Annotated in this window: 11 protein-coding genes, 3 tRNA genes and 5 rRNA genes (1 of these 19 running past the window's edge); 17 read left to right on the forward strand and 2 right to left on the reverse strand. The window is 35.2% G+C overall.

The window, feature by feature from the left end:
• The 4 genes from AC2A4K_RS00380 to AC2A4K_RS00395 all read left to right on the forward strand — a co-directional run.
• Positions 1–2,330 (forward strand): 23S ribosomal RNA (locus tag AC2A4K_RS00380) (it extends 575 nt beyond the left edge of the window).
• 54 nt (positions 2,331–2,384) lie between these two features.
• Positions 2,385–2,502: ribosomal RNA gene (gene rrf / locus AC2A4K_RS00385) — 5S ribosomal RNA — on the forward strand.
• 5 nt (positions 2,503–2,507) lie between these two features.
• Positions 2,508–2,583: transfer RNA gene (locus AC2A4K_RS00390), tRNA-Lys, on the forward strand.
• A 155-nt stretch (positions 2,584–2,738) separates the two neighbouring features.
• A complete protein-coding gene (locus AC2A4K_RS00395) occupies positions 2,739–3,788 on the forward strand; it encodes an extracellular solute-binding protein (protein ID WP_322505422.1) in 1,050 nt (349 codons plus the stop codon).
• A gap of 79 nt (positions 3,789–3,867) precedes the next feature.
• Here AC2A4K_RS00395 and AC2A4K_RS00400 read toward each other — a convergent pair whose 3' ends face one another.
• A complete protein-coding gene (locus AC2A4K_RS00400; RefSeq protein ID WP_322505421.1) occupies positions 3,868–4,170 on the reverse strand; it encodes a hypothetical protein in 303 nt (100 codons plus the stop codon).
• A gap of 115 nt (positions 4,171–4,285) precedes the next feature.
• Positions 4,286–5,041 carry a signal peptidase II gene (locus AC2A4K_RS00405; RefSeq protein ID WP_322505420.1) on the reverse strand — a complete coding sequence of 252 codons (756 nt, stop codon included), beginning with the start codon at positions 5,039–5,041 and terminating at the stop codon, positions 4,286–4,288.
• A 180-nt stretch (positions 5,042–5,221) separates the two neighbouring features.
• On the opposite strand from AC2A4K_RS00405, the gene AC2A4K_RS00410 reads away from it, so the two are divergent.
• From AC2A4K_RS00410 to AC2A4K_RS00470, 13 genes are all read left to right on the forward strand, one after another.
• Complete coding sequence (locus AC2A4K_RS00410; RefSeq protein ID WP_322505419.1) at positions 5,222–6,025, forward strand: class I SAM-dependent methyltransferase; 804 nt, start codon at positions 5,222–5,224, stop codon at positions 6,023–6,025.
• A 156-nt stretch (positions 6,026–6,181) separates the two neighbouring features.
• Positions 6,182–6,982, forward strand: coding sequence for a pyruvate, water dikinase regulatory protein (locus AC2A4K_RS00415; RefSeq protein ID WP_322505418.1), 801 nt, complete (start codon positions 6,182–6,184; stop codon positions 6,980–6,982).
• Between the two features lie 529 nt (positions 6,983–7,511).
• Positions 7,512–9,026: ribosomal RNA gene (locus tag AC2A4K_RS00420) — 16S ribosomal RNA — on the forward strand.
• A gap of 187 nt (positions 9,027–9,213) precedes the next feature.
• Positions 9,214–12,118 (forward strand): 23S ribosomal RNA (locus tag AC2A4K_RS00425).
• A 94-nt stretch (positions 12,119–12,212) separates the two neighbouring features.
• Positions 12,213–12,331 (forward strand): 5S ribosomal RNA (gene rrf / locus AC2A4K_RS00430).
• The 16S, 23S and 5S rRNA genes sit together here with 2 tRNA genes alongside, the layout of an rRNA operon.
• A gap of 5 nt (positions 12,332–12,336) precedes the next feature.
• Positions 12,337–12,413, forward strand: a tRNA-Ile gene (locus AC2A4K_RS00435).
• A gap of 5 nt (positions 12,414–12,418) precedes the next feature.
• Positions 12,419–12,494: transfer RNA gene (locus tag AC2A4K_RS00440), tRNA-Ala, on the forward strand.
• A gap of 756 nt (positions 12,495–13,250) precedes the next feature.
• On the forward strand, positions 13,251–14,573 hold the full coding sequence (locus AC2A4K_RS00445) for an APC family permease (protein ID WP_322505411.1): 1,323 nt from the start codon (positions 13,251–13,253) through the stop codon (positions 14,571–14,573).
• A 126-nt stretch (positions 14,574–14,699) separates the two neighbouring features.
• Positions 14,700–14,849 carry a hypothetical protein gene (locus AC2A4K_RS00450; protein WP_322505410.1) on the forward strand — a complete coding sequence of 50 codons (150 nt, stop codon included), beginning with the start codon at positions 14,700–14,702 and terminating at the stop codon, positions 14,847–14,849.
• Between the two features lie 233 nt (positions 14,850–15,082).
• Positions 15,083–17,104, forward strand: coding sequence for a 1,4-alpha-glucan branching protein GlgB (gene glgB, locus AC2A4K_RS00455; RefSeq protein WP_416173368.1), 2,022 nt, complete (start codon positions 15,083–15,085; stop codon positions 17,102–17,104).
• A gap of 45 nt (positions 17,105–17,149) precedes the next feature.
• The gene (gene glgA / locus AC2A4K_RS00460) at positions 17,150–18,580 is read left to right on the forward strand and encodes a glycogen synthase GlgA (protein WP_322505413.1); all 1,431 of its coding nucleotides are present in this window, start codon (positions 17,150–17,152) and stop codon (positions 18,578–18,580) included.
• A gap of 28 nt (positions 18,581–18,608) precedes the next feature.
• Positions 18,609–21,044: a glycogen/starch/alpha-glucan phosphorylase gene (locus AC2A4K_RS00465; protein ID WP_322505408.1), complete on the forward strand. Its 2,436-nt coding sequence runs from the start codon at positions 18,609–18,611 to the stop codon at positions 21,042–21,044.
• Between the two features lie 92 nt (positions 21,045–21,136).
• A complete protein-coding gene (locus tag AC2A4K_RS00470) occupies positions 21,137–22,957 on the forward strand; it encodes a glycoside hydrolase family 13 protein (protein ID WP_322505407.1) in 1,821 nt (606 codons plus the stop codon).
• Positions 22,958–22,965 lie beyond the last annotated feature (8 nt).

Genomic DNA, 22,965 nt, shown 5'->3' on the forward strand with positions numbered 1-22,965 from the left:
CCTTATGAGGGTGATGAGGTGCTTTTTGTAGAACGAGCCAACGAGTTACGGTATGTAGCAAGGTTAAGTACTTAAGGTACGGAGCCGAAGGGAAACCGAGTCTGAATAGGGCGACTAGTTGCATGCCGTAGACCCGAAACCGGGTGACCTATCCATGGCCAGGTTGAAGCGAGGGTAAAACCTCGTGGAGGACCGAACCACGTTGCTGTTGAAAAAGCATGGGATGAGCTGTGGATAGCGGAGAAATTCCAATCGAACCCGGAGATAGCTGGTTCTCTCCGAAATAGCTTTAGGGCTAGCGTCGAGTATGAGTAGTGGAGGTAGAGCACTGAATGGGCTAGGGGGCATAGCGCTTACCGAACCTTATCAAACTCCGAATGCCACATACTTTGAGCTCGGCAGTCAGACTACGAATGATAAGATCCGTGGTCAAAAGGGAAACAGCCCAGATCGTCAGCTAAGGTCCCAAAGTGTAAGTTAAGTGGGAAAGGATGTGAGATTTCTAAGACAACTAGGATGTTGGCTTAGAAGCAGCCACTCATTAAAAGAGTGCGTAATAGCTCACTAGTCGAGAGATCTTGCGCCGAAAATGTAACGGGGCTAAACTTACCACCGAAGCTACGGGCTTGAACTTAGTTCAAGCGGTAGGAGAGCGTCGTAACCGGGCTGAAGTCGTACCGTAAGGAGCGGTGGACTGGTTACGAGTGAGAATGTTGGCATCAGTAGCGAGATGTGGGTGAGAATCCCACAGGCCGAAAACCTAAGGTTTCCTCAGGAAGGTTCGTCCGCTGAGGGTTAGTCGGGACCTAAGCCGAGGCCGAAAGGCGTAGGTGATGGACAACTGGTTGATATTCCAGTACCACTACCATCGTTATTATCGATGGCGTGACGCAGGAGGATAGTGTGTGCTAGCTATTGGATGCTAGTCTAAGCATTTAGGCAGTGAAAGTAGGCAAATCCGCTTTCATAATGCTGAGGTGTGATGGGGAAGGTTCTACGGAACCGAAGTACATGATTCCACGCTGCCAAGAAAAGCGTCTAGAGAGAGAAGTAGTGCCCGTACCGCAAACCGACACAGGTAGGTGAGGAGAGAATCCTAAGGCCGGCGGAAGAATTACAGTTAAGGAACTCGGCAAATTGACCCCGTAAGTTCGCGAGAAGGGGTGCCTACGAGAGTAGGCCGCAGAGAATAGGCCCAAGCAACTGTTTAGCAAAAACACAGGTCTCTGCTAAAGCGTAAGCTGATGTATAGGGGCTGACGCCTGCCCGGTGCTGGAAGGTTAAGGGGAACACTTAGCGCAAGCGAAGGTGTGAACTTAAGCCCCAGTAAACGGCGGCCGTAACTATAACGGTCCTAAGGTAGCGAAATTCCTTGTCAGGTAAGTTCTGACCCGCACGAATGGCGTAATGACTTGGGCACTGTCTCAACTGTAAATCCGGCGAAGTTGTAGTGCGAGTGAAGATGCTCGCTACCCGCGATTGGACGGAAAGACCCCGTAGAGCTTTACTGTAGCTTAGCATTGAGTTTTGGTATTGTCTGTACAGGATAGGTGGGAGACTAGGAAACCAGGGCGTCAGCCTTGGTGGAGTCATCCTTGGGATACCACCCTGACAGTACTGAAATTCTAACTGGCGGCCATGAATCTGGTCACAGGACATTGTTAGGTGGGCAGTTTGACTGGGGCGGTCGCCTCCTAAAAAGTAACGGAGGCGCCCAAAGGTTCCCTCAGAACGGTCGGAAATCGTTCGTAGAGTGCAAAGGCAGAAGGGAGCCTGACTGCGACACCCACAAGTGGAGCAGGGACGAAAGTCGGGCTTAGTGATCCGGTGGTACCTCGTGGGAGGGCCATCGCTCAACGGATAAAAGCTACCTCGGGGATAACAGGCTGATCTCCCCCAAGAGTCCACATCGACGGGGAGGTTTGGCACCTCGATGTCGGCTCGTCGCATCCTGGGGCTGAAGTAGGTCCCAAGGGTTGGGCTGTTCGCCCATTAAAGCGGCACGCGAGCTGGGTTCAGAACGTCGTGAGACAGTTCGGTCCCTATCCGTCGCGGGCGTAGGAAATTTGAGAGGAGCTGTCCTTAGTACGAGAGGACCGGGATGGACTGACCTCTGGTGTACCAGTTGTTCTGCCAAGAGCACAGCTGGGTAGCTAAGTCGGGAATGGATAAACGCTGAAAGCATCTAAGCGTGAAGCCAACCTCAAGATGAGATTTCCCATAGCGTAAGCTAGTAAGATCCCTTGAAGAACACAAGGTTGATAGGTCGGGGGTGTAAGCATGGTAACATGTTCAGCTGACCGATACTAATAGATCGAGGGCTTGACCAAATATAGTAAATTAAATATGTGCAATTTTGAAAGAACAAAAATCTTTCTAAAACATCTGGTGATGATGTTCTTTAGGGTAACACCCGTTCCCATTCCGAACACGACGGTTAAGCCTTTAGAAGCCGATGGTACTGCACGGGAGACTGTGTGGGAGAGTAGGTGGTCGCCAGGTCTTATGATTTGCTAGCTCAGTCGGTAGAGCACGTGACTTTTAATCACGGTGTCCAGGGTTCGATTCCCTGGCAGATCACCAAAACCTCTCTTAATTAGAGAGGTTTTTTTGTATATAAAAATATATTATATAAATTACTTGGAAAATAATTTATACTTAAATAGTAAATGATTTAAATAAGCAGTAAATATAAAAAGATTTTATGGTTATATTTAATAACATTTGGGAGGAAAGTAATGAAAGGGATAAAGAAAATTTTATCATTGGGTTTACTTCTGATATTTTCATTTTCAATGGTATCCTGTGGAGGATCAAAGGGAAAAACTTTAGAAAATACTGTAGTTGTAACAAGTAAATATCCTGATGAAGTTATGAAGTATATTGCTGATGAATTTAAAAAAGAAACTGGAATAACTGTTAAATATGAAGTTAAAGATGAAATCAAAGAAGATGATTTTAAAAATTCAAATATTGATGTTGTTTTAGGTGGAAATAGTGAATTATATAAAAAGGTAGCTTCAGATAATCTTTTACAAGAATATAAAACAAGTTGGTTTGGAGACGTAGATGAAAACTATAGGGATAAGGATGGATATTGGTATTCAATTTATAGAAATCCTATAGTTGTTGCTTATAATAAAACAAATCTACCAGATAATCTTGTACCAAAGAATTTAGTTGATTTAGGAAATGGAAAGTTAACTAATAAATTAATTATGGTAAACTCTAATAATGATTATACAAAATACTTTATCTCTGCTACAGCATCATATTTAAGTAAGGCTGCAAATAATGATGAAAATGTAGGAAATACATTTTTACAAGGTTTAAAATTAAATGTGGCTACATTCTTTAATAGCTATGATGAATTGACAACGGCTTTAAATACAAAAGAAACTCCAATAGGAATCCTTCCTTTAGATGTGTTTAATAAAAAATATAAAAATGATGCTAATATTACGAAGGTTGATTTTCCAGATGGGGCACCTGTGGTAACAGAATGTGCAGGGATTTTAAAAACAGCACCAAATCCTAATGCATCAGAATTATTTATGGAGTTTGTCGCTGGACCAAAGATTCAATTAGAATTAGCACAAAAGTTTAATATAATGCCTTCATTACCTGTAGCAATAAAATATTCTCCAGATTGGATTAAAGATTTTAAAACTTTAGATATTGATAATAATGTTATTTTTGATAATGAAAATAAATGGGTTCAATATTTTAATGGTGTAGTAAAACCGGAAGCACCTACCAAGCCAGCGGCTAATGGAAAAAAATCTTAGTATATAATTAAATTAAAAAAGAGATATTATGTTTGCACATAATATCTCTTTTATATTTAAAGTGTGAATTGTAAATAGCTTATTCGTATTTGAATTTAATGATAACTTCTTTGATAACTCCTTTAGAGTTAGTTCTAACTTTAAAGTCTTTAATATCTTTAAATTCGTTATTAAGTTGGAAGTTAAGTTCATTTATAGTAGCTTTGGCTTTTTTAGCTAAATCACTATCTTCGATAACTTCAAATCTTTGTTTTTTAGTTGTAATTTCCTTGTTTCTGTCGTCAACTACAACGTAGTATTTATCTCCTTCTTCAATTACAACATACTCTTTACCAAAAGTTAGGCTTGAGCATAATGAATTATCTATACATCTTACTAGCATAGCTACTCTCCTCTCATAAATAGTAAATTCTCTACAACTTAAATATATCATAATGAGAAGCTTTGTCTATGCTAAATAGGGAATTATATTAATTTTGTAATATCCTACAAATATCCTATTTTTTTATTCTAAGAATATTCTTTAAAAAATCATTTTTAGTAAAAATAAAGAATTTTTTTATTGAAGCAAAATCGTCTTTTAAAGTACTAGGCTTGTCATCTTTCCAATAATCATTGAAATAAATACATAGTAAGAAGAATAATATAGCTAGGTTTATATATATATCCTTAAAATCAGCTATAAATAAATTACTTATTCCTATGAAATCTAAGCTTCCTCCGTAAAAGACCTTGTCTATTAAAGAACATAAAGCCCCTGCCATTATAAAGATTATACACATATCAGCATTAAAATCTTTATGTCCATTATGTACATAATATCTATAGGCTTCAAAGAATATAAATAAAGCTATTAAGTTTAATATTATAAGAAATCCAAAGTTTATTCCTGCTCCAAATCTTACATTTAGCCAAGAACCATCTGTATTTATTATTGGTTGGAATGATAAAAAGTTACCTATAATATCAAAATGAGTATTAAAGAACCATTTATATATTATAAATTTTACTCCTTGGTCTAAAATCATTAAAAATGCAAATAACCATAATAAAGTTTTATTACTAAAGCCATTTTTATGTTTATTCCATAAAGCATAAACTAAATATCCTACTAATGCAAAGGGAAGTGCTAGAAATAACATCATAAAAGTTTCTGAATTATTTTCAACTCTTCCAGTTAAGAATTCAAATAAGAAATAAATTAACCACATTATAGGTAGTATTCCAATAGTTACCCACTTTTTCTTATTCATGATTACCTCCCTATAAAATATACCATTATTATATTTAATTAAATTAATTTTAGGTTTATAATATTGAAATTAATTAAACTAAATCAATTTTAACATAGTTAATTATTATAATTAAAGAGGATAAATAGAATTTTAAAAGAATATATAAATTATCACACATATTAAATAATGAGGTGTTTTATGACAGATATTATTAGAGACTATTATAATGAAAACAGTAAAAATGAGTGGCTTAGATTAAATGATCCTTACAATAGATTAGAATTATTTAGTACTATGTACATGATAAAAGAATATTTTCCTAATGAGGGTAAAATATTAGATATAGGCTCAGGACCAGGAAGATATTCAATAGAGTTATTAAAGAGAGGATACGACGTCACATTAATGGACATATCAGATAAATCTATAGACATGGCTAAAAAAAATATAGAAAGTTTAGGGTTAGAGGCAGATAATTATATTTGTGGTGATGCATTATATTTAAACTTCTTAGAAGATAATTCTTATGATGGGGTACTTTTAATGGGGCCTATGTATCACATACAGTCTAAAGAAGATAGAATTAAAATATTAGAAAGCTGTAAGAGAATATTAAAACCAGATGGTGTTATATTAATAACTTACATAAATTCATTAGGAGTTTTAAAAGTGGGACTTTCAGATTTTCCTCAAGATTTTAAAAATATAGATAAAATATATGAGCTATTTGATGAAAAATCATTTAGTAAGGAGGAATCTTTTACTGAAACATATTTCACTGTGCCAGAAAAAGCAATTGAAGAAGTTAATGAAGCTGGGTTCAATATATTAAGTAGAGCTGGTGCTGAAAGTTTTTTAAGTGGACAAGCATTTTATATGACTAAATATTACTTAGAAGATAAGGAAATATATTTTAATTTATTAAAGGTCGCAACTGAAAAATGTGAGGATGAAAGGTTTAGAGATTCAACAGAACATTTACTTATAGTTGCTAGAAAATAAATAGTAACTATTAAAATTTAAATTGAAAATATTTGTGCTTAAAAAGCTTTAATAGCTATAAAATATAAAAACTAAAAGGGAAAAGAGAGTAAATTACATTAAAAAAACAACACTAATAACATAGTTGTTTTTAGATGAAAGAGAGGAGCAATTTTTATGTTAACAATTTTTGCAGTTTCAGATTCAATAGGAGAAACAGCTCAACAGGTAGCTGTAGCTGCTGCTAGTCAATTTAAAGATAATGCTGAGGTTAAGAGAATCCCCTATGTTAAAGGCTTAGAAGATGTAGAAGACTTAATGAAAACAATAGAGGATTGTGAAGCTTGTATGATCGTATCTACTATAATAACTGTTAACGTTAGAGAATATCTAACACAAAAATGTATTGAAAAGAATATAAACATAATAAACGTACTTGGTCCAATAATAAATGTAGCTTCAACAATATTAAATCAATATCCAGATTATAATCCAGGTGCTATGTGGAATACTGATGAAGCTTATTATAAAAGAATAGAGGCTATGGAATTTGCTATGCAATATGATGATAGTAAAGACTATAGAGGATTAAAAAATGCTGATGTGGTACTTGTAGGATTATCTAGAACATCTAAAACACCATTATGTATGTATCTTGCTAATAAGGGAATAAAGGCAATAAATATACCTTTGGTTCCAGAAGTAGGTGTACCAGATGAATTATATGAAATAGATAAGAAAAAAATATTTGGCCTTACAATAAATCCACTTCAACTTATAGAAATAAGAAAAAGAAGGCTAGATAAGTTTCATAGAATATCAGCAGATATAGAATATGCTTCTGATTCAAGAATATTAGAAGAGTTTGACTTTGCCGATAGAATAATGAGAAAAATAGGATGTAGAACTATAGATGTAACTCAAAGAGCCATAGAAGATACTGCTTTAATCATAATGGAAAAGCTAGGAGTAAAATAAAAGAATAATTTATAATCAATTTTATAACTGCTAATAATTCTAAAGAACTAATTTTTATATGAAATATCTAAATTAAGAAAAGCTTAAATAAAGATTACATATATATAAATGGCATATTAAAATTTATTAGCAGTTTAATTATTTTATTAATTGGAATAAATTTGAATAAATTATATTGGATTGTAAATGTAAGGTATATATACTAATCCTGGTGTATCAATATAAGAAATATTAAGAAATTTTTAGAAAATAAAAGAAAAATAAATTTAATTTTAAAATATTAATATTAATAAATTGTAGAGTGGTATACTATATGGTAAGATAAATCTCGTCGCTAAGAGACACACAAACAACTTAACAAAATAAATTAAAAGTTTTGAAAAAAAGTTGTTGACAAAGTTTCGAAGTGATGTTAAACTAAGAAAGTCGCTTGAGGGCGACAAAGAAATGGTCTTTGAAAATTAAACAGAAGATATTAACATAAACCAGCAATTCTTTTATAAGTAATATGAGTAATAGATTAAACTTTTAAATTGAGAGTTTGATCCTGGCTCAGGATGAACGCTGGCGGCGTGCTTAACACATGCAAGTCGAGCGATGAAGTTTCCTTCGGGAAACGGATTAGCGGCGGACGGGTGAGTAACACGTGGGTAACCTGCCTCATAGAGTGGAATAGCCTCCCGAAAGGGAGATTAATACCGCATAATGTTGAGAGATGGCATCATCTTTTAACCAAAGGAGCAATCCGCTATGAGATGGACCCGCGGCGCATTAGCTAGTTGGTGGGGTAACGGCCCACCAAGGCGACGATGCGTAGCCGACCTGAGAGGGTGATCGGCCACATTGGGACTGAGACACGGCCCAGACTCCTACGGGAGGCAGCAGTGGGGAATATTGCACAATGGGGGAAACCCTGATGCAGCAACGCCGCGTGAGTGATGAAGGTTTTCGGATCGTAAAGCTCTGTCTTTGGGGAAGATAATGACGGTACCCAAGGAGGAAGCCACGGCTAACTACGTGCCAGCAGCCGCGGTAATACGTAGGTGGCGAGCGTTATCCGGATTTACTGGGCGTAAAGGGAGCGTAGGCGGATGATTAAGTGGGATGTGAAATACCCGGGCTCAACTTGGGTGCTGCATTCCAAACTGGTTATCTAGAGTGCAGGAGAGGAGAGTGGAATTCCTAGTGTAGCGGTGAAATGCGTAGAGATTAGGAAGAACACCAGTGGCGAAGGCGACTCTCTGGACTGTAACTGACGCTGAGGCTCGAAAGCGTGGGGAGCAAACAGGATTAGATACCCTGGTAGTCCACGCCGTAAACGATGAATACTAGGTGTGGGGGTTTCAACACCTCCGTGCCGCCGCTAACGCATTAAGTATTCCGCCTGGGGAGTACGGTCGCAAGATTAAAACTCAAAGGAATTGACGGGGACCCGCACAAGTAGCGGAGCATGTGGTTTAATTCGAAGCAACGCGAAGAACCTTACCTACACTTGACATCCCTTGCATTACTCTTAATCGAGGAAATCCCTTCGGGGACAAGGAGACAGGTGGTGCATGGTTGTCGTCAGCTCGTGTCGTGAGATGTTGGGTTAAGTCCCGCAACGAGCGCAACCCTTGTCGTTAGTTACTACCATTAAGTTGAGGACTCTAGCGAGACTGCCTGGGTTAACCAGGAGGAAGGTGGGGATGACGTCAAATCATCATGCCCCTTATGTGTAGGGCTACACACGTGCTACAATGGCTGGTACAGAGAGACGCAATACCGCGAGGTGGAGCCAAACTTTAAAACCAGTCTCAGTTCGGATTGTAGGCTGAAACTCGCCTACATGAAGCTGGAGTTACTAGTAATCGCGAATCAGAATGTCGCGGTGAATACGTTCCCGGGTCTTGTACACACCGCCCGTCACACCATGAGAGTTGGCAATACCCGAAGTCCGTGAGCTAACGCGTAAGCGAGGCAGCGGCCGAAGGTAGGGTCAGCGATTGGGGTGAAGTCGTAACAAGGTAGCCGTAGGAGAACCTGCGGCTGGATCACCTCCTTTCTAAGGAATACATCTTAGGATAACTAAGATGACATAGAATTCTGGATAATATCTCTGTTTAATTTTGAGAGACTATCTCTCAAAATTGTTCTTTGAAAATTGCACATAATTTAATTTATAGAAAACAACAAGCCAAATTGGCAAACCAATTTCTATTCTTTGTAAAATGAGAACTATAACTAATATAGGTCAAGCTACAAAGGGCGTATGGTGAATGCCTTGGCATCAGGAGCCGATGAAGGACGTGATAAGCTGCGATAAGCTTCGGGTAGGCGCACATAGCCTGAGATCCGAAGATCTCCGAATGAGGAAACTCACATGGGAAACCCCATGTATCGTTAAGTGAATACATAGCTTAATGAAGGTAACCCAGGGAACTGAAACATCTAAGTACCTGGAGGAAGAGAAAGAAAAATCGATTTTCTTAGTAGCGGCGAGCGAAAGGGAAAGAGCCCAAACCGGAAACTTGTTTCCGGGGTTGTGGACATAACATAAAAGTGGAGGCTATTGTAACTGAAGAGAGCTGGAAAGCTCCACCGTAGAAGGTAATAGTCCTGTAAGTGAAACGAGAAGACCACGAGTTATGATCCAGAGTACCACGAGACACGTGAAACCTTGTGGGAAGCAGGGAGGACCACCTCCCAAGGCTAAATACTACCTGATGACCGATAGTGAAGCAGTACCGTGAGGGAAAGGTGAAAAGAACCCCGGGAGGGGAGTGAAATAGAACCTGAAACCGTATGCCTACAACCGCTCAGAGCCCCTTATGAGGGTGATGAGGTGCTTTTTGTAGAACGAGCCAACGAGTTACGGTATGTAGCAAGGTTAAGTACTTAAGGTACGGAGCCGAAGGGAAACCGAGTCTGAATAGGGCGACTAGTTGCATGCCGTAGACCCGAAACCGGGTGACCTATCCATGGCCAGGTTGAAGCGAGGGTAAAACCTCGTGGAGGACCGAACCACGTTGCTGTTGAAAAAGCATGGGATGAGCTGTGGATAGCGGAGAAATTCCAATCGAACCCGGAGATAGCTGGTTCTCTCCGAAATAGCTTTAGGGCTAGCGTCGAGTATGAGTAGTGGAGGTAGAGCACTGAATGGGCTAGGGGGCATAGCGCTTACCGAACCTTATCAAACTCCGAATGCCACATACTTTGAGCTCGGCAGTCAGACTACGAATGATAAGATCCGTGGTCAAAAGGGAAACAGCCCAGATCGTCAGCTAAGGTCCCAAAGTGTAAGTTAAGTGGGAAAGGATGTGAGATTTCTAAGACAACTAGGATGTTGGCTTAGAAGCAGCCACTCATTAAAAGAGTGCGTAATAGCTCACTAGTCGAGAGATCTTGCGCCGAAAATGTAACGGGGCTAAACTTACCACCGAAGCTACGGGCTTGAACTTAGTTCAAGCGGTAGGAGAGCGTCGTAACCGGGCTGAAGTCGTACCGTAAGGAGCGGTGGACTGGTTACGAGTGAGAATGTTGGCATCAGTAGCGAGATGTGGGTGAGAATCCCACAGGCCGAAAACCTAAGGTTTCCTCAGGAAGGTTCGTCCGCTGAGGGTTAGTCGGGACCTAAGCCGAGGCCGAAAGGCGTAGGTGATGGACAACTGGTTGATATTCCAGTACCACTACCATCGTTATTATCGATGGCGTGACGCAGGAGGATAGTGTGTGCTAGCTATTGGATGCTAGTCTAAGCATTTAGGCAGTGAAAGTAGGCAAATCCGCTTTCATAATGCTGAGGTGTGATGGGGAAGGTTCTACGGAACCGAAGTACATGATTCCACGCTGCCAAGAAAAGCGTCTAGAGAGAGAAGTAGTGCCCGTACCGCAAACCGACACAGGTAGGTGAGGAGAGAATCCTAAGGCCGGCGGAAGAATTACAGTTAAGGAACTCGGCAAATTGACCCCGTAAGTTCGCGAGAAGGGGTGCCTACGAGAGTAGGCCGCAGAGAATAGGCCCAAGCAACTGTTTAGCAAAAACACAGGTCTCTGCTAAAGCGTAAGCTGATGTATAGGGGCTGACGCCTGCCCGGTGCTGGAAGGTTAAGGGGAACACTTAGCGCAAGCGAAGGTGTGAACTTAAGCCCCAGTAAACGGCGGCCGTAACTATAACGGTCCTAAGGTAGCGAAATTCCTTGTCAGGTAAGTTCTGACCCGCACGAATGGCGTAATGACTTGGGCACTGTCTCAACTGTAAATCCGGCGAAGTTGTAGTGCGAGTGAAGATGCTCGCTACCCGCGATTGGACGGAAAGACCCCGTAGAGCTTTACTGTAGCTTAGCATTGAGTTTTGGTATTGTCTGTACAGGATAGGTGGGAGACTAGGAAACCAGGGCGTCAGCCTTGGTGGAGTCATCCTTGGGATACCACCCTGACAGTACTGAAATTCTAACTGGCGGCCATGAATCTGGTCACAGGACATTGTTAGGTGGGCAGTTTGACTGGGGCGGTCGCCTCCTAAAAAGTAACGGAGGCGCCCAAAGGTTCCCTCAGAACGGTCGGAAATCGTTCGTAGAGTGCAAAGGCAGAAGGGAGCCTGACTGCGACACCCACAAGTGGAGCAGGGACGAAAGTCGGGCTTAGTGATCCGGTGGTACCTCGTGGGAGGGCCATCGCTCAACGGATAAAAGCTACCTCGGGGATAACAGGCTGATCTCCCCCAAGAGTCCACATCGACGGGGAGGTTTGGCACCTCGATGTCGGCTCGTCGCATCCTGGGGCTGAAGTAGGTCCCAAGGGTTGGGCTGTTCGCCCATTAAAGCGGCACGCGAGCTGGGTTCAGAACGTCGTGAGACAGTTCGGTCCCTATCCGTCGCGGGCGTAGGAAATTTGAGAGGAGCTGTCCTTAGTACGAGAGGACCGGGATGGACTGACCTCTGGTGTACCAGTTGTTCTGCCAAGAGCACAGCTGGGTAGCTAAGTCGGGAATGGATAAACGCTGAAAGCATCTAAGCGTGAAGCCAACCTCAAGATGAGATTTCCCATAGCGTAAGCTAGTAAGATCCCTTGAAGAACACAAGGTTGATAGGTCGGGGGTGTAAGCATGGTAACATGTTCAGCTGACCGATACTAATAGATCGAGGGCTTGACCAAATATAGTAAATTAAATATGTGCAATTTTGAAAGAACAAAATCTTTCAAAAATATGTTGACAAATTGTTAGAGATTTGATAACATATACATGTCATCTGGTGATGATGCTCTTTAGGGTAACACCCGTTTTCCATTCCGAACACGAAGGTTAAGCCTATTGAGGCCGATGGTACTGCACGGGAGACTGTGTGGGAGAGTAGGTGGTTGCCAGGTAATATGGATCTTTAGCTCAGTTGGTTAGAGCAACCGGCTCATAACCGGTAGGTCCGGGGTTCGAGTCCCTGAAGGTCCACCATTTTTGGGGGTATAGCTCAGTTGGGAGAGCACCTGCCTTGCACGCAGGGGGTCAAGAGTTCGAATCTCTTTATCTCCACCATTAAAGCTATGAACGAAGTTCATAGCTTTTTTATTATGTAAAATAATATAAGTTTTAATTAATCTAATTTATTTAAATAGTAACAGAAATTAATCTTATTTTTATATTGAATGACATAGTATAAGCATAGGATAAAGTTTTTAATGTTTGTTTATTAAAAGCCAGGTGCTGTTGTATATTAACTTTAGAACCACCTTTTAAATAAAGGTGGTTTTAACTTTTATCAAGTGTATATAAAGCTATGTTTTAGTTTTGTTTTATAAATAAAAACATATATTAACTGTGTTTAAAGTATTTTTTACAAAAATTAACACATAAATACTTATATTTTATAGAAAATATTTATGTTTTTATTTATAATTATTATGATGGTTAAATTTTAATTATTATTATAAGTTTTATATTGAGAAAACTAATATATAATAATAGGTTTAAGATAAAGTGGAAAAATAAAATAGAATATAATTTTATAAATAAATTTTTAAACTTAAATTTATAATGTTTTTATAAAGCATGTATCAAAATTTTAACTTTAGTGATTTAAAGTTGTGTAGTCATGAAAATTAGAATTTTCTTTAAGTGATCAGATTTTTATTTATAGCAATTTTATGTAAAACTTATATTGTAAGAATAGATTAGAAGATGTAGCAATTTAATTATAGTTATAAATAAATTACAGAAGAAACTATTTAAAGGAGAAATATATAGTTAAAAATCGATGTTTTTTGATTTATTCACTTTTAGGAGGATTAAAAGATGGGAAAACCTAAATTAAAAAAGGAAATAGGATTATTTACAGCTACTGCACTTGTAGTTGGAAATATGATGGGATCGGGAATATTTATGCTTCCAGCCAGTTTAGCAGGTGTTTCTGGTCCAGGTGCTACAATAATGGCCTGGATATTAACAGGACTAGGATCTTTAATATTAGCCTTAACATTTGCTAACTTAGGATCAAAGATTCCTAAGACTGGAGGAACATATGAGTATTCTAGATTAGCTTATGGGAACTTTATGGGATTTATGACAGCATGGCTTTATTGGAATGGTTCATGGATTGGAAATGCTACTATTTTTATAGTTGTTGCAACTTATTTAGGTGAAGTAGTGACTTCCTTAACTAATTCGCCAATAGCAGGATTTTTATTTTGCTCAGCAATTTTATGGATTTGTACTTATATAAATATAAGAGGAACAAAGTTAGCTGGTACAGTTGCTTCTGTAATAACGGTCTTTAAAGTTTTATTATTTGTATTCTTCATTATTGTTGGATTAATGTATTTTAATCCTGCAAACTTAACACCAATGTTCCCAGCAGAAAAAGGTATATCTACTATTCCTGCGGCAGCTGCATTAACTTTATGGGCATTCATGGGGCTAGAAACTGCATCTGTTGCAGGTGGAGAAATAAAAGATCCTGAAAAGAATATAAAGAGAAGTACTATTATGGGAATGTTAATTAGCACAATATTATACATATTAATAAGTATTGTGGCTATGGGAGCTATGAGTCAAAATGAATTAGCTACAAGTACTGCACCTATATCAGATATAATAGTTAAAGTTTTAAATTTAAAGAGTTTAAATATTTTAAATGTAGCTATAGCTATTAGTATTTTAGGAACTGGTATGGGATGGTTATTATCAACGGCTAGGGTTGCTTATGCTGCTGGAGAAGATGGAATTTTCCCTAGGACATTTGCTAAAGTACATCCTAAGTACGATACTCCATATGTAGCTTTAATAATAGGAAGTATATTTATTAATATTATATTCTTAATGAACTTTACTAAAGGGTTAGCAGGTGCATATAACTTTATAGTTGTATTAGCTACTTTAAGTTATCTACCAATATACGCTTTTTCAACTATTGCTGAAATAATATTAATGGTTAAAGAAGATAAAAAACCTACTTTTAAAAAGCATTTAGGTTTAATCATAAGATGTTTATTAGGTTTTGCTTTCGCAACTTGGGCGATATACGCTTCAGGAGCTGAGATTGTAATGTATGGATTTATTCTAATACTTTTAGGAGTCCCTGTTTATGGATATATGAGCATAAAGAAACACTTTCGATAAATTGAATTTTTATATTTAACAATTTTGTTATGTACTACTGACTAATTTATTATATAATAAATATAAGTTTTAAAATTGAGGCTAAAGTATGTACGGTGCAGAAATTTGAATGGGGAGTGTATTGAGATGGCAAAAGTAGAATCTTTAGAAGAAAAATTAGTTGAATTAAAGCTTAAAAAAAGAAATTTCATTTTAGCCAATAAAGATACAGAAGATATTGATAATCTTATAAAGAATTTAGAAGAAGAAATTATGAGAATTAAATTAAATAAGTAATATTTAGGAGCTACAAAAGAGTAAAATCTCTTTTGTAGCTTTTTTTATAAAAATTACTATAACGTTACGAATTTTTTAAATATTGTTTTGGTAAAAAAATACATTTAATATAGTAATAGGTTAATTTTTCGAAAATGACTATTTTAGAATAATTTAATTAAATAATTACTTTCATAGTTTTATAAATAATATCATTTTTTTAAATTTAGATATTACAAAAGGGTAGGGGATTTATGATGACTATATTAGAGTTAGAAAATGAAAAATTAGAGATAAAATCTGTTGATTTTAAGGAGAGAGATAAGCATAAATCTACAATGAAAAATGAAATCTTTAGTGAGGAAGATTTATATTTATTTCATGAAGGAAAACATTATAATGCATATAAGTTTATGGGAGCTCATTTTACTAGTGAAAATAGAAAGCGTGGAGTGAGATTTACGGTATGGGCTCCAAAAGCTAAGAATATATTTTTAGTTGGAGATTTTTCAAATTGGGAAGCTAAAGAAGAAAATAGACTTGAAAAGATAAATTATACAGGCCTTTGGAGTCTATTTATTCCTAGATTAAAAGAAGGTTTTAAGTATAAATATTATGTTGAGCAAGCCGATGGGAAAATAGTATTAAAATCAGATCCTTATGGAGTATATTCAGAAGTTAGACCTAATACAGCTTCTGTTTTATGTGAAAAGACTAAAATAAGATGGACAGATAAAAAATGGTTAAATAGAAGGGAAAAAACTAATTGTTTTGAAAGTCCTATAAATATATATGAATTACATCTTGGTTCATGGAAGAGAAAAGAAGATAATAAATTCATGTCTTATGAAGAACTAAGCAATATTTTGCCTAAGTATGTTAAGGATATGGGATACACTCATGTAGAGCTTATGCCTTTAAATGAACATCCATTAGATGCTTCTTGGGGATATCAAGGAACTGGTTATTACTCAGTAACAAGTAGATATGGAGATGTAAAAGGATTAAAAAAGTTAATAAATGCTCTTCATAAAGAAGATATAGGAATTATTTTAGATTGGGTACCAGGGCATTTTTGTAAGGATGAACAAGGGTTATATATGTTTGATGGTACACCTACTTATGAATATGAAGAAGGTTGGAAGGCAGACAACAAGGGATGGGGTACTTTTAACTTTGATTTAGGAAAACCAGAAGTAAAAAGTTTCTTAATTTCTAATGCTTTTTATTGGATAAATGAATTTCATATTGATGGATTAAGAGTTGATGCAGTTTCTAATATGATTTATTTAAATTATGGAAGAAATCATGGAGAATGGATTCCAAATATATATGGAGGAAATGAAAATTTAGAGGCAATTCAGTTCATAAAAGAATTTAATGAAGCAATAAAATTATATAATAAGGGTGTTTTTACAATTGCAGAAGAGTCAACATCTTGGCCGAATGTAACTAATGCTGTTGAATATGGTGGATTAGGCTTTGATTTTAAGTGGAATATGGGATGGATGAATGATACTTTAGAATACAATGAATTAGATCCTATATATAGAAAGTATCATCATAATAAATTAACTTTCCCTATGATGTACCACCATTCAGAAAAATTTATATTACCTATATCTCATGATGAGGTTGTTCATGGCAAAAAATCTCTTTTAGATAAGATGCATGGGGATTACTGGAATAAATTTTCTAATTTAAGAGCTTATATGGGATATATGTATGGCCATCCAGGAAAGAAACTTATATTTATGGGATGTGAATTTGGTCAATTCATAGAGTGGAGAGAGTATGAAGAACTTGAATGGAAGTTAATGCAGGATTTTGATATGCACAGAAAAACTCACAAGTTCTTTAAGGATATAAATCATTTTTATAAAAATACTCCTGAACTTTGGGAATTAGATTATTATCAAGAAGGGTTTCAATGGATAGATGCTGATAATAATGAACAAAGCATATATATTTTTATAAGAAGAAGTAAAAATATAGATAATTATAAAATATTTGTATGCAATTTTACTCCTATGGTTTATTATGATTTTAATATAGGAGTTCCAGAAGATGGTTCTTATAGAGAAATATTCAATACAGATAGGGAGGAGTATGGTGGTTCTGGACAAGTTGTTGAAGATACATTGTTCTCAAAAGAGGGATGGTGTCATAATCAACCATATACTTTAACTATAAAGATTCCACCAATGGCAGTATCTGTTTTTGAAAGGATAGTAGATAATAAAACAAAAGAAGAGGGAGAAGAGAGTACACAGTAAATAAAAGATAAGAGAGAAAGTGGTTTATTGGGAGGTTTTAAAATGATAAAAGTTTTATTTGCAACATCAGAAGCAAATCCATTTATAAAGACTGGAGGATTAGGTGATGTAATGGGAGCATTACCTAAAGAGCTTACAAGAAAGGGTGTAGAGGTTAGAGTAATTTTACCTAAGTATAGTTCAATAAAAAGTGAATTTTTAGAAAAACTTAATTTTATAAAATGGTTTATGGTTCCTGTTGGTTGGAGAAATCAATATTGTGGAATATATGAGTGCGAATGTGATGGGGTTGTATATTATTTATTAGATAGTGAATTCTATTTTCATAGAAGTGGATTATATGGAGAAGGAGACGATGGAGAGAGATTTGCCTTCTTTGATAGAGCAGTTTTAGAAACATTAAAAGAGATTGATTGGTGTCCAGATATAATTCATTGTAATGACTGGCAAACAGGAATGATTCCAGTTCTTCATAAATTGGAGTATGCTAAAGATCCATTTTATAAGGATATTAAGACAGTTACTTCAATACACAATCTTTTATTCCAGGGAAATTTTTCATCAGATGTTTTACCAGAGCTTTTTGGATATGATTATGAACCTGTAAGAAATGGTAGTTTAGAGTTTTATGGTGGTATGAGTTTTATGAAAGGAGCTATAAATTATAGTGACAGAGTTCTTACTGTAAGTGAAACTTATGCTAACGAAATTCAAACACCTTACTTTGGAGAAAATTTAGATGGATTATTAAGAGAAAGAGGATATGCCTTAAAAGGAATCGTAAATGGTATAGATTACGATGAGTTCAATCCAGAGGAAGATGTTTTTATAACTAAAAATTTCTCTGTAGAAAATATAGAAGATAAAGTTGAAAATAAATTAGCTCTTCAAAAGGAGTTAGGATTACCAGTTAACGAGGATATACCAATGATAAGTATAGTGTCTAGACTTACTAATCAAAAGGGATGTGATTTAATAGTTAATATTGCACATAGATTGCTTCAAAGAAATGTTCAGTTAGTTATATTAGGAACAGGTGACTATAACTATGAAAATCATTTTAGAGGATTACAAGAGCTTTATCCATCAAAGGTTTCAGCTAATATAAGATTTGATAATGGATTAGCTCATAGAATATATGCAGCTTCAGACATGTTCTTAATGCCTTCATTATTTGAACCTTGTGGATTAGGACAGCTTATAGCCTTAAGATATGGAACTATTCCTATAGTTAGGGAGACTGGTGGATTAAAGGACACAATTAATCCTTATAATAAATATACTGGAGTAGGAAATGGCTTTAGTTTCACAAATTATAATCATAATGATTTAATGCATGTTATGGAATTAGCTTTAGAAACATATGATAATAAGGAGATTTGGAAATCACTAATTGTCCAAGCGATGAATTCTGATAATAGTTGGAATAAGTCTGCAGAAAAGTATAAAGAATTATATGAAGAATTAATCCAGTAGTTTTATCAAGTCCGTAGGAGGCGAGTGTATGCTATTAATAAATAAGGAGAATTTTAAAAGAGATTATAAGAAAAAGTTTTTAGAACTTCATGGAATAGATCTTGAAGATGGACAAAACTTTCATAAATATGAAGCTTTAGGAAGTCTAGTTAGAGACTATATTGCAGAAGATTGGGTAAAAACTAAAAGAAATTATGAGGAATCTAAGCAAAAACAAGTTTATTATTTTTCTATGGAGTTCTTATTAGGAAGACTTTTGGGAGATGCTCTTTTAAATCTAGGCATAAGAGAAACCTGTAAAGAAGCTCTTGAAGAGTTAAACATTGATTTAAATGAATTAGAAGAGCTTGAAAGTGACCAGGGGTTAGGTAATGGTGGTCTAGGAAGATTGGCAGCATGTTTTCTAGATTCTATGGCTTCTTTAAATATAGCAGGACATGGTTGTGGAATAAGATACAAATACGGCTTTTTTAAACAAAAGATAATTGATGGATCACAAGTTGAGGCACCGGATATTTGGCTTAAGAACGGAAACGTATGGGAATTTAAGAAACCAGATAAAGTAGAAATAGTTAAGTTTGGTGGCAATATTAAATGTGAAAATATAAATGGAAGATTAACTTTCACCCATGTGAATTATGAGCCAATTTTAGCAGTTCCTTATGATACACCTATTGTTGGATATGAAAATAATGTTGTAAATAATTTGAGGTTGTGGAGTGCAGAACCTGTAGATAATGAGTTTGACTTTTGTTACTTTAACAGAGGTCAATATTTAAAGGCAATAGAATATAGAAATTCTATTGAGGCAATTTCACAAGTTTTGTATCCAGATGACTCAATGTATGAGGGAAAACTTCTTAGATTAAAACAACAATATTTCTTTGTATCAGCAGGCCTTCAAAGTATAATTAGACATTATAAGAAAAATGGTGGAAAAATAGAGGAATTAGATGAGTATATTGCAATTCATATAAATGATACTCATCCAACTTTAGCAATACCAGAACTTATGAGAATTCTCCTAGATGAGGAAGGACTTTCATGGGAAACATCCATCAGAATAACTACAAATACAATATCTTATACAAACCATACAATTTTAGCAGAAGCTTTAGAGAAATGGCCAATAAATATGTTTAAGGAATTACTGCCTAGAATATATATGATTGTTGAGGAAATGAATGAGAGATATTGTGCTGAACTTTGGCATAAGTATACTGGTCAATGGGATAAGATAGCTAAGATGGCCATAATAGGAGATGGTTTTGTTAGGATGGCCAACCTTGCAATAGTTGGAAGTCATAGTGTAAATGGAGTTGCAAAACTTCATACTGAAATACTTAAGAAAAAAGAAATGAGCGATTTTTATTATCTTTATCCAAGTAAATTTAATAATAAAACCAATGGTATAGCTCATAGAAGATGGCTCCTTAAGACTAATCCTGAACTTACTAATCTTTTAAAAGAAACTATTGGAGACAGCTTTATAAAGCATCCTATAGATATGGAGAATTTTGAAAAGTATGTTGATGATGATTATGTTTTAAAAAAATTAGGAGAAATAAAAAGGAGAAATAAGGAGCAGTTAGCTAAAATAATTCTTGATAATCAGGGAATTAAAGTAGATCCAAACTCAATTTTTGATGTACAAGTTAAGAGGATACATGCCTATAAACGGCAAACTTTAAATTGTTTAAGGATAATGGACTTGTACAATAAGTTATTAGAAAATCCTGATTTAGATATAGTTCCAAGAACTTTTATTTTTGCAGGTAAAGCTGCACCAGCATATTATTTAGCTAAGAATACTATTGAGCTTATAAATGCTGTTGCAAGGAGAATTAATAATGATAAAAGAATTAATGATAAGATAAAAGTAATTTTCTTAGAAAATTATAGAGTTTCTCTAGCCGAAAAGATAATTCCAGCTACGGATTTAAGTGAACAAATCTCAACTACAACTAAAGAAGCTTCAGGTACTTCTAATATGAAGTTTATGATGAATGGTGCTGTTACCATAGCAACTTTAGATGGAGCTAATATAGAAATAAGAGATGAGGTCGGAGATGATAATATTGTTATTTTCGGATTAACAGAAAATCAGGTTCTTGACTATTACTCTAGAGGTGGATATTCAGCTTGGGATATAAGAAATAATGATAGTAGATTAATCAGAGTCACAAATGACTTGATAAATGGAGTTTATTCTAATAATATAGATAAATTCAGAAGTGTATATGATAACTTATTAACTTATAATGATGAGTTTTTCGTATTGAAAGACTTTGATTCATATTTAAAAGCTCAGGACAAGGTGGATTTACTTTATAGAGATAGTAAGTCATGGCAAAGAAAATGCGGAGTGAATATAGCACATTCAGGCATATTTTCTTCAGACAGAACCATAACAGAATATGCTACAGGCATATGGGGGTCAAAAGTTATATATAAAAATTTATAGAATTTAGCATAAATTATAATCCATAAAGCACTTATATTAATACTATATTAATATGAGTGCTTTGTTTTATTAAGTAAGAAAGGGGTATTGCTATGGGAAAAAGCTATATTTATCATGATTCTCAAAATACCTTTTATAGAGAACCTTTTGGAGCCGTTTCTATAGGGACAAAGGTTAAAATTTGTTTAGAGTGCAAGGAGCAAGGAGAAGTTTCTATAGAAGTAATAAAATTTGATGGTTTTAGTTATTCAATACCTATGATGATTGAAAAATCTAAAGAGGGATGTACTCTTTATAAGGGAATTATAGACACTACAGATTCTTTAGGAATTTTAAATTATTATTTTAAGTACATTAAAGACGGTTTTACTCAATATTATGGAAATAATGATGAAAATCTAGGAGGAGAGGGAAAGATATATTATGAATTTCCAAAGTATTATCAAATAACAGTTTACAATAAGAATGAGATTCCTAATTGGTATAAAGAGGGGATTATTTATCAAATATTTGTTGATAGGTTTTTTAATGGTAATAAGGATAATGAGATATTAGATAAAAAGAAGAATATTTTCATATATGGTAGTTGGTATGATGAACCCATGTATATAAGAGACAATAACGGAAATATTGAGAGATGGGATTTTTACGGAGGAAATTTAAGAGGAGTAATTAAGAAATTAGATTATATAAAATCATTAGGTGCAAACATTATATATATGAATCCAATTTTTGACGCTGCAAGTTGCCATAAATATGATACAGGAGATTATGAGGCAATAGACCGAATGTATGGAAGTACTGAAGATTTTATAGAATTATGCCAAAAGGCAAGTGAAAAGGGAATAAGAATAATATTGGATGGAGTTTTTAGTCATACTGGATCAGATAGTAGATATTTTAATAAGTATGGTAACTATAGTGATCTTGGAGCATATGAATCTAAATATTCTAAGTACTATAAATGGTATAGATTCTATGATTATCCCAATAATTATGAGTGTTGGTGGGGATTTGAGAATCAACCTAATGTAGAGGAATTAGAAAAGACATATTTAGATTATATAGTAAATAATGATAACTCAATAGTGGAAAAGTGGCTTAAATTAGGAGCTAGTGGGTGGAGATTGGATGTAGCAGATGAGTTGCCAGATGAATTTATCCAAATGATTAAGAATAAAATGAAGAATGTAAAAAAAGAAAGCGTATTAATAGGAGAAGTTTGGGAGGATGCATCTAATAAAGTTAGTTATTCTAAAAGAAGAAAATATTTATTAGGAAATGAATTAGACTCTGTTACTAATTACCCTTATAAGAATATAATTTCAGACTTTTTAAATGGATATATAACCTCAAAGGATTTTTATAAAGTAATAATGAGCATAAAAGAAAATTATCCAAGAGAGAACTTTTATGCAAATATGAATCTTTTAGGAAATCATGATACAGAAAGAGTATTTACAGTGTTAAATGAAAATATAAAAAAGCTAAAATTAGCTATATGTATTCAAATGACTTTACCAGGTGTTCCATTAATATATTATGGGGATGAGGCTGGACTTTTAGGGCATAAAGATCCTGAAAATAGAAAGACATATCCATGGGGAAGAGAGAACAAAGAAACATTAAGACATTATAGCTTCTTTGGTAATTTTAGAAAGAATGAAGAGGTTCTTAAAAAAGGAGAGTTTTATATTTACAAGGATACTCCAGATGAGATTATTGCATTTAAAAGATTTTATGAAAATAAGGAAATGATAATTATTATAAATAGAGATATATATAATAAAAGGATTACCTTGAATACTAAAGAGGGTGAGTATAAAAATAAATTCTCTGATGAGGTATTTTACAGCAATGGAAATATTATTGTAGAGATAGAAGGAGAAAGTTATAAAATTTTAACCAATTAGAGGTATTT

The sequence above is a fragment of the Clostridium sp. LIBA-8841 genome (genome assembly GCF_057782475.1).

Coding starts and splice junctions, on each gene's coding strand:
- AC2A4K_RS00395 (WP_322505422.1), top strand. CDS start 2,739: ATGAAAGGGATAAAGAAAATTTTATCATTGGGTTTACTTCTGATATTT.
- AC2A4K_RS00400 (WP_322505421.1), bottom strand. CDS start 4,170: ATGCTAGTAAGATGTATAGATAATTCATTATGCTCAAGCCTAACTTTT.
- AC2A4K_RS00405 (WP_322505420.1), bottom strand. CDS start 5,041: ATGAATAAGAAAAAGTGGGTAACTATTGGAATACTACCTATAATGTGG.
- AC2A4K_RS00410 (WP_322505419.1), top strand. CDS start 5,222: ATGACAGATATTATTAGAGACTATTATAATGAAAACAGTAAAAATGAG.
- AC2A4K_RS00415 (WP_322505418.1), top strand. CDS start 6,182: ATGTTAACAATTTTTGCAGTTTCAGATTCAATAGGAGAAACAGCTCAA.
- AC2A4K_RS00445 (WP_322505411.1), top strand. CDS start 13,251: ATGGGAAAACCTAAATTAAAAAAGGAAATAGGATTATTTACAGCTACT.
- AC2A4K_RS00450 (WP_322505410.1), top strand. CDS start 14,700: ATGGCAAAAGTAGAATCTTTAGAAGAAAAATTAGTTGAATTAAAGCTT.
- glgB (WP_416173368.1), top strand. CDS start 15,083: ATGATGACTATATTAGAGTTAGAAAATGAAAAATTAGAGATAAAATCT.
- AC2A4K_RS00465 (WP_322505408.1), top strand. CDS start 18,609: ATGCTATTAATAAATAAGGAGAATTTTAAAAGAGATTATAAGAAAAAG.
- AC2A4K_RS00470 (WP_322505407.1), top strand. CDS start 21,137: ATGGGAAAAAGCTATATTTATCATGATTCTCAAAATACCTTTTATAGA.